Source organism: Streptomyces sp. P17 (assembly GCF_032436805.1).
In the GTDB taxonomy this organism is placed as follows: Bacteria; Actinomycetota; Actinomycetes; order Streptomycetales; family Streptomycetaceae; genus Streptomyces.
Map to the genome: position 1 here is coordinate 1 of NZ_JAVRBF010000316.1, position 479 is coordinate 479.

Here is a 479-nt window from a genome sequence, read left to right on the forward strand (position 1 = left end):
GCAAGAAAACGCTTCATTCTTGGCTATCCACCTCGTTAACAAAATGACACCTCAATTGGTGATGCAGTCAATTGGGAATGGGTCGTAAATTGCTCCATAGAAAGTGGAAAGGATATTGTGATTGTTACTCGCGACGAGGACTTTGGCTCGATCTATAAGGATAAGTCATATCTCAATGACTGGTTGAAGCAAGAGTTTAGCCAGCGAGTAAGCCAAAAAAGAAAAATCCATCTTACAAATAAGCTCTCAGAAGGCTTAAAAATTGTACATGCGGCTGTGACTAAAGAAATGGAAGAGGCTGAGAATGAACTTATTGAAAATCTTATAATTGTCGATGAGGTGCATCGTGCAAGTTACCCTGGTGATGAGTAGCAATAGTGCATTTAACAAGCGCATGTTGCCGGATTGGTTTGCCGCTGCGCTTCAAACCAACCACAAATGCGAGCGTTAGTTGCTAGGGGAGGTGTAGTGATTCATTG

The 479-nt window shown here is 42.2% G+C and carries 1 protein-coding gene; it reads left to right on the forward strand.

Translation table 11 applies throughout. The features are described 5' to 3' along the window. The first annotated feature begins 183 nt into the window (after window positions 1-183). On the forward strand, window positions 184-372 hold the full coding sequence (locus RMT89_RS41060; protein ID WP_315888853.1) for a hypothetical protein: 189 nt from the start codon (window positions 184-186) through the stop codon (window positions 370-372). Window positions 373-479: the final 107 nt, after the last annotated feature.